Annotated in this window: 8 protein-coding genes; 1 reads left to right on the plus strand and 7 read right to left on the minus strand. The window is 63.3% G+C overall.

The window, feature by feature from the left end; translation table 11 throughout:
- Nucleotides 1-66: 66 nt before the first annotated feature.
- From FXB41_RS18755 to soxX, 7 genes are read right to left on the minus strand one after another with little or no spacing between them, the layout of a single operon-like run.
- Nucleotides 67-528 carry a DsrE family protein gene (locus tag FXB41_RS18755; RefSeq protein WP_007598019.1) on the minus strand — a complete coding sequence of 154 codons (462 nt, stop codon included), beginning with the start codon at nt 526-528 and terminating at the stop codon, nt 67-69.
- Entirely contained in the window at nt 525-2,276 is a 1,752-nt protein-coding gene (soxB, locus tag FXB41_RS18760; RefSeq protein WP_219682790.1) for a thiosulfohydrolase SoxB, read from the minus strand. The genes FXB41_RS18755 and soxB overlap by 4 nt, the downstream gene beginning before the upstream one ends.
- 55 nt (nt 2,277-2,331) lie before the next feature.
- A complete protein-coding gene (locus FXB41_RS18765; protein WP_007598015.1) occupies nt 2,332-2,649 on the minus strand; it encodes a hypothetical protein in 318 nt (105 codons plus the stop codon).
- Complete coding sequence (gene soxA / locus FXB41_RS18770; protein ID WP_007598012.1) at nt 2,646-3,509, minus strand: sulfur oxidation c-type cytochrome SoxA; 864 nt, start codon at nt 3,507-3,509, stop codon at nt 2,646-2,648. The genes FXB41_RS18765 and soxA overlap by 4 nt, the downstream gene beginning before the upstream one ends.
- Nucleotides 3,509-3,820 (minus strand): thiosulfate oxidation carrier complex protein SoxZ, encoded by a 312-nt coding sequence (gene soxZ, locus FXB41_RS18775; protein ID WP_204513134.1) that lies wholly within the window; start codon nt 3,818-3,820, stop codon nt 3,509-3,511. The genes soxA and soxZ overlap by 1 nt, the downstream gene beginning before the upstream one ends.
- A gap of 15 nt (nt 3,821-3,835) precedes the next feature.
- Nucleotides 3,836-4,327, minus strand: coding sequence for a thiosulfate oxidation carrier protein SoxY (soxY, locus tag FXB41_RS18780; protein WP_007598010.1), 492 nt, complete (start codon nt 4,325-4,327; stop codon nt 3,836-3,838).
- 38 nt (nt 4,328-4,365) lie between these two features.
- Complete coding sequence (soxX, locus tag FXB41_RS18785; protein WP_219682792.1) at nt 4,366-4,719, minus strand: sulfur oxidation c-type cytochrome SoxX; 354 nt, start codon at nt 4,717-4,719, stop codon at nt 4,366-4,368.
- 260 nt (nt 4,720-4,979) lie between these two features.
- On the opposite strand from soxX, the gene FXB41_RS18790 reads away from it, so the two are divergent.
- On the plus strand, nt 4,980-5,651 hold the full coding sequence (locus FXB41_RS18790) for a DUF938 domain-containing protein (RefSeq protein ID WP_219682791.1): 672 nt from the start codon (nt 4,980-4,982) through the stop codon (nt 5,649-5,651).
- Nucleotides 5,652-5,784: the final 133 nt, after the last annotated feature.

The following is a 5,784-nucleotide window of genomic DNA, read 5'->3' on the forward strand; positions in this document are numbered from 1 at the left end:
TCCGGTCTAAACACTTCGCGGGCGATGACACCGACTGTGCCGCGACGCTTTGCCCCGACAAAAGGCTCAGGGTCGCACCAATGTGTACCCGCTCTCGCTGAGAAACAGGATCTGCCCGACCCCGACCTGCACCGGCGTGGCGGCAGGGATGAACTCCGGCCGCTTGCCGGTCTCACGCTCGATCGTGTCGACGGTGTTGAGGCAGATGTCGAAGCGCACGCCTTGCGCGATCAGGCTCTCGACCTGCTTGCGGCGCTCGCTGCCTGACAACAGGAGATCGATGCCGGGACCGAACGCCACCACCTCGATTGCGACCTTGTCGGGGTCGTAGGCCTTCAGCAAATTGTTGGCGACGCTGAGCACCAGAGCTTGCTTCCTCGCATCCCCATCGGAGAGCTGCAGCACGATCTTGTGCTCGGCGAACGGCTTGTCCTGCAGCGGCACCTGTTGCGCAAAAGCCGGCGGCATCACCGCCGCCCAGGCGAGCAGCGCCAGCAGCATCGCTGACAAGGTTTGCGACCGCATCATCCCTGTCCTGCAATGCCCGGATTACCCTCGACGCCCTTTAGCGTGACGCCGGAGCCGAGCCGCTCCTGAAACATCCGGCCCGACCGCAGATATTTTGCCACCACATCCCACACCGGCGTGCCTTGCTGGCCGTTGACCGAGGCCCAGCCCGCGACCTTGTAGCGGTGGCTGGCACTGAGCGCCTTGCCGCCATTGAGCTTCAGCTCCGAGATGCGGCTGCCGATCGCCGCCGTCGGCGTACAGGTGTAGCTGAGCCCGCCGGCGCGGACCATGTCGCCGCCCTGCTGGTAGTAGGGATCGGTATTGAAGAGATTGTCGCAGACGTCTTCCAGCACGTCCTTGATCTGGGCTCCCGTCATCTCCTGCACATAGGTCTCGGGATAGCTGATCGCGGTTTCCGCGAGCAAATCCTCCATCGTCAGCGCCTGGCCGGACAGCCCGGTGACGCCCCAGCGGAAGCCCGGCGACAGCGCGATCTCGGCGTCGAGCTCGGTGCGCAGCGCGCTGCAGATCAGCTCGTCGACCGGGCCGGCGAAATTGTCGCGGCGATACAGCAGGCGATCGGGCGTCGCGATCTTTTCCGACCAGTCGTTAGCGAAGGGCGCCCGCAACCGGCCGATCAGTTCGGCCATCCCAGGATCGGGTTTCAACAGCTCGGAATAAACCGGCAGTAGATGATATTTGACGTCGCCGACCTTGCCTTTTTCGAGCGCGAGATCGAGCACGGCAAGAAATTTTCCGTTGGAGCCGGCATTGGTGACGAGCGTCGTGCCGCTCGCATTCTTCACGGCGATGGGCTGCGGGATCGCATCATGGGTATGTCCGCCGAGGATGACGTCGATGCCGGTGACGCGGCTTGCAAGCTTGAGATCGACGTCCATGCCGTTGTGCGACAGCAGGATGACCGCATCGACCTTGTCGGTGCCGCGCAAGCGGTCGACATGCTTCTGGAGTTCCTCCTCGCGGATGCCGAAGGACCAGTCCGGCGTGAACCGTTTGGGATGCGCGATCGGCACGTAAGGGAAGGCTTGGCCGACGATCGCGACGCGATGGCCGCCGAGCTCCTTGATCAGGGAGGGCTTGAACACGCGCCCCGTCGCCTTGTCGAAGGCGGGGGCGTCGTTGAATGCGGCTTCCTCCGTGAGAAAGACGTTCTGCGCCAGAAACTCGCCCTTGAAGCGCGCGAGATTGTCGCGCAGCGCCTGCTCGCCGTAGGTGAATTCCCAATGCCCGGTCATCGCCTCGATGCCGAGCAGGTTTGCGGCCTCGACCATGTCGCGGCCCTGCATGATGTTGGCGAGTCCCGTGCCTTGCCAGAGATCGCCGCCGTCAACGAGCATGGAGTGTTTTTCGCCGGCATCGCCGCGCAAGCGGTCGATCAGCGTCTTCAGATGGGCGAAGCCGCCGAGCTTGCCGAAACGGCCTGCGGACTTCTCGAACTCGAAGCAGCTGAAGGCATAGGCGTCCGCGCTGTCGGGCCTGATGCCGAAACGGTCGAGGAAGGCGCGGCCGACCAGATGCGGCGGCCGTCCCGCCATCTCGCCGATCCCGATATTGACGCTGGGCTCGCGAAAATAGACCGGATTGAGTTGCGCATGCGTGTCGGTGAGGTGAAGGATGCGCGCATTGCCGAACCGTTCGAGGTCGTAAATGCTCGCAGTCTCAGCACCGCGCGCAAGCCGAGGCAGGCTGAGCGATGCGGCAGCAAGGCCTGCATTCTTCAGGAAATCGCGGCGGCGGATCGCCATCCAGAAATTCTCCGCGCCCTCTCATGGCCGCAAGGCTGTTGCACAAGCGAACAGTCTAGCGGATTTCCATCGCCTTCCAGGCTTCTTTTTCGGAAATCGCCTGGAAGATCGACGCTTTCGCCAGCGCCTCGGCCTCCCTGGCTGCGGCCACGGCGCGGTCGTAATCGCCGCCATCGGCCGCCTTCTTCGCGGCGGCCAGCGTCGAGACGGTCACGGTCCACTGGTTGCGCATGCCGGCGGCCTCCTTGGAGGAGGCCTCGGCGGCGGCATAGGCCGCCTTGTAATCCGCCTCGTTTGCCGCACGCGCCGCCGGCGCGAGGCTCAGAGCGAGCGGCAAGGCAAGCACCACGGCGAGAGCAAGCGACCGCTTCATGGCCGCGCTCCCGGTCCCGATATCGGCAGGCCGTTGGCGACGTAGGACAGGAAATATTCGACGTCGCGATATTCATCCGCCTGCGGCTCCAGCGGAACCGCGCGGGTCTGGCTGTTACAGGTGACGAAGCGGCGACTGGTCGTGCCCATGCCGCTCCATTCGGAGCGGTAGATCGGCATCGCGTTCAGAATGCCGAGCGCCGGCGCCAGGATCTCGGCGCGGATGCGCTCGCCCGGGCTCTGCACATGGCAGCTCGCGCAGGAGAAATTCAATTGGCCGCGGCGGGTGTAGAAATAGCGCTTGCCGTTCTCGAATGCCGCAAGCGCGCGAGGATCGTCGGGGATCTTGATGTCCATCGGCTTGCCGCGCGAGGTGAAGGCCATGTAGGCGGTGAGCGAGGCCATCTCGTCCTTGACGTAGGAATAGGGCGCCTCGCCATTGGCCTCGCGGCAGCGGTTGAGCGCCAGCTCCAGCGTGACGACCTTGCCTTCCTTCTCGTCGAAATAAGGATAATTCTGACGGATGCCGATGCCGCCGTTCGGGAAGCAGTCGGCATAGGTCTTGCCGTTCTTGAACGGGGTGGCGAACATTTCCTTGCCGGCGTCGAGCGCGAACTCGTAGGGCGGGAATTCCTCCTTCTCCTGCCACTGCCGCTTCATATCCTCGTTCATGGAATAAGGACCGTTGACGAAATCTTCGTGCTTCACGGTCGGAAACTTCTGGAAGAAGAAGTTCTGGAACGCCTTGGCATCGGCGACGGGATCGACCTTGTCGGCCGCCACCACGCGCGGAGAGGTGAGGGCCAACGCGACGAGCGCGGCGCTCAACGAACCAAGCAGGATGGAGGTGCGGGCCTTCATCACGAAATCTTCGCGGTGGTCGTGTCCGACGCACCCTTGTTATCCGTCCAGGAGACCTTGAGATCGTCGCCCTTCTTGGCCCCCTTGAAGCTGAACTTGACATAGGGGTCCTTCGAGACCGCGGTGCCCCAATCGGCAACGAAGACGTCCTTGCCGTTACATTCGAATTTCAGCTGCTGGATGTAATGCGCCGGGATCAGCTCGCCCTTGGCGTCCTTGACGAAGCCGGTATCCATGGGGTGCTGAATCAGCGCCTGCACCTCGGTGATGTCGCCGTTGGCGGTGGCGCGGACGCGAATGCTGGATGCCATCTCGATCTTCCTCGCTTAGCCGCCGCAGCCGCCGACGGTGACCTTGACCTCTTTGGTCGCGCTGTAGAGCTTGCCGTCGGCCTCCACGATCGCAACGACGTTGGTGGTCTTGGCCATCTTCAGCCGGTTGGCGACAGCAGGGATCGTGCCTTCGGGAATCCTGTAGGACGCGGCCAGCGCGCTGGGATTCTCGGCCACGAAGAACGAGATCGAGGTGACCTTGTCGAGCGTCGTCGCCACCGAGATCGGCACCACGCCGCCGTTCTCGGCGATCTCGGGGGCGTCCAGCTTGACCTTGTCGGACGGCTCGGCGGTTTTGCCGTACAGCGCCTTGATGGCGTCCGCCTCGCTCTTCTGCTTGAAGGCCTCTTCGGGATATTTGTCGTTGGCCGCAGCGCGCGCGGGCGCGGCGCCGAACGGCAGATTGCCGAGGCCGAGCAGCGCGACCGAGGCTGCGCCCTGAAGGATCAGGCGCCGCGTCGCGCTTGGGCCGGTGAGTGTGGTCATCTCGGGTCTCCCAACCAAATCTCGTGGCGTGCCTGAAGTCACAGGGTCTGCAGGAAATCAACGATCGCGCTGATCTCCTGTTCGGTCAAAATCCGGTTCCGGCCGAACGGCGGCATCATGGTCTGCGGATTGCGCTTGGTCTCGTCGAAGATGATCGCGGCCAGCTCGTTGCGATCGGGGTACTTGGCCTTGAGGTCCTTCAGTTCCGGCCCGATCGTTCCCGGCAGGTCGCCCCCCTTGATCACGTGGCAGGTCAGGCAATTGCCCTTGCCGCGGTCGAAAGCGAGTTTCTGGCCGTCGGCCACAGCGGACTGCGCCCACGCCGGGCTGGCGAGGCCGGCGGCAATGGCCAGCAAGATGAACAGAACGGGCGTCCGGGAAAAGGCGGTCACGGCGTTATTCCGAGGCGTTATATCGATGGTCTCGATCGCGAAATAGAAGCGTTTCCAAAGCACAAAGGGCACCGCCTGACAATCAAGACTATGCACGCGACAAAATGAAGTTAATATCTTCCCCATTGCAACTAATGAGATTATTTGTTCAGCCGATTTGGCCCGAGAGTTAAGGGCTGTGGCGCGGGCCGGCTGTTTCCCGAGCGTTTGGGCGCTCAACCTGTTTTCATCGCGTTCTCGTTTTTTCAAGGGGACCTCACTTGGCTGAATATGTCGTCGAATTCGGCAGGGATGGCGGTCGGGTCGAGTCGGATGGTCGGCTCGATGCACCGGCATTTCATCGCAATCACGAGCCGCTCTGGGCGGCGCTGGAGAAGCATCTCGCCGGCTGCACCGGCAACGTGGTCGAGCTCGGCAGCGGAACCGGCCAGCACGTGGTCTACTTCGCCCGTCACACGCCCGGCCTGATCTGGTGGCCCAGCGATCTCAACCAGCGCCACCTCAAGAGCATCGAGGCCTGGCGTGTTCATTCAGGCCTGAAAAACATCCGCTCGCCGCTGCGGATCGATCTCACCGATCCGGACTGGTGTCCGGAGATGAAAAGCGGGCAGGCACCGTCGAGTCTTGCCGCATTGTTCTGCGCCAATGTCATCCACATCGCGCCATGGAGCGTCGCCGAGGGTCTGTTCGCCGGCGCCGGCCGCTATTTGCGGACCGACGGCAAGCTGTTCCTCTACGGCCCGTTCAAGCGCGGCGGCAAGCACATCGCGCTCAGCAACGCCGTGTTCGACACCTCCTTGCGTGAAGGCAATCCCGACTGCGGCGTGCGTGACATCGCCGATGTCGAGGCGCTCGCGCGCGGCGCAGGTCTTCGCCTTGTCGATACCATTGACATGCCAGCGAACAATCTCACGCTGGTGTTTTCGCGCTAAGCCCAGACGGCGCTGCGCTCCCTCCCTCGCCTGCGGGGGAGGGTTGGGGAGAGGGTGTCTCCGCAATGGGGTATTCCCTAGAGGATAGAACCCTCACCCGGCGCTTCGCGCCGACCTCTCCCGCTTGCGAGGG

The sequence above is a fragment of the Bradyrhizobium canariense genome (assembly GCF_019402665.1).
Classification (GTDB): Bacteria; Pseudomonadota; Alphaproteobacteria; order Rhizobiales; family Xanthobacteraceae; genus Bradyrhizobium; species Bradyrhizobium canariense.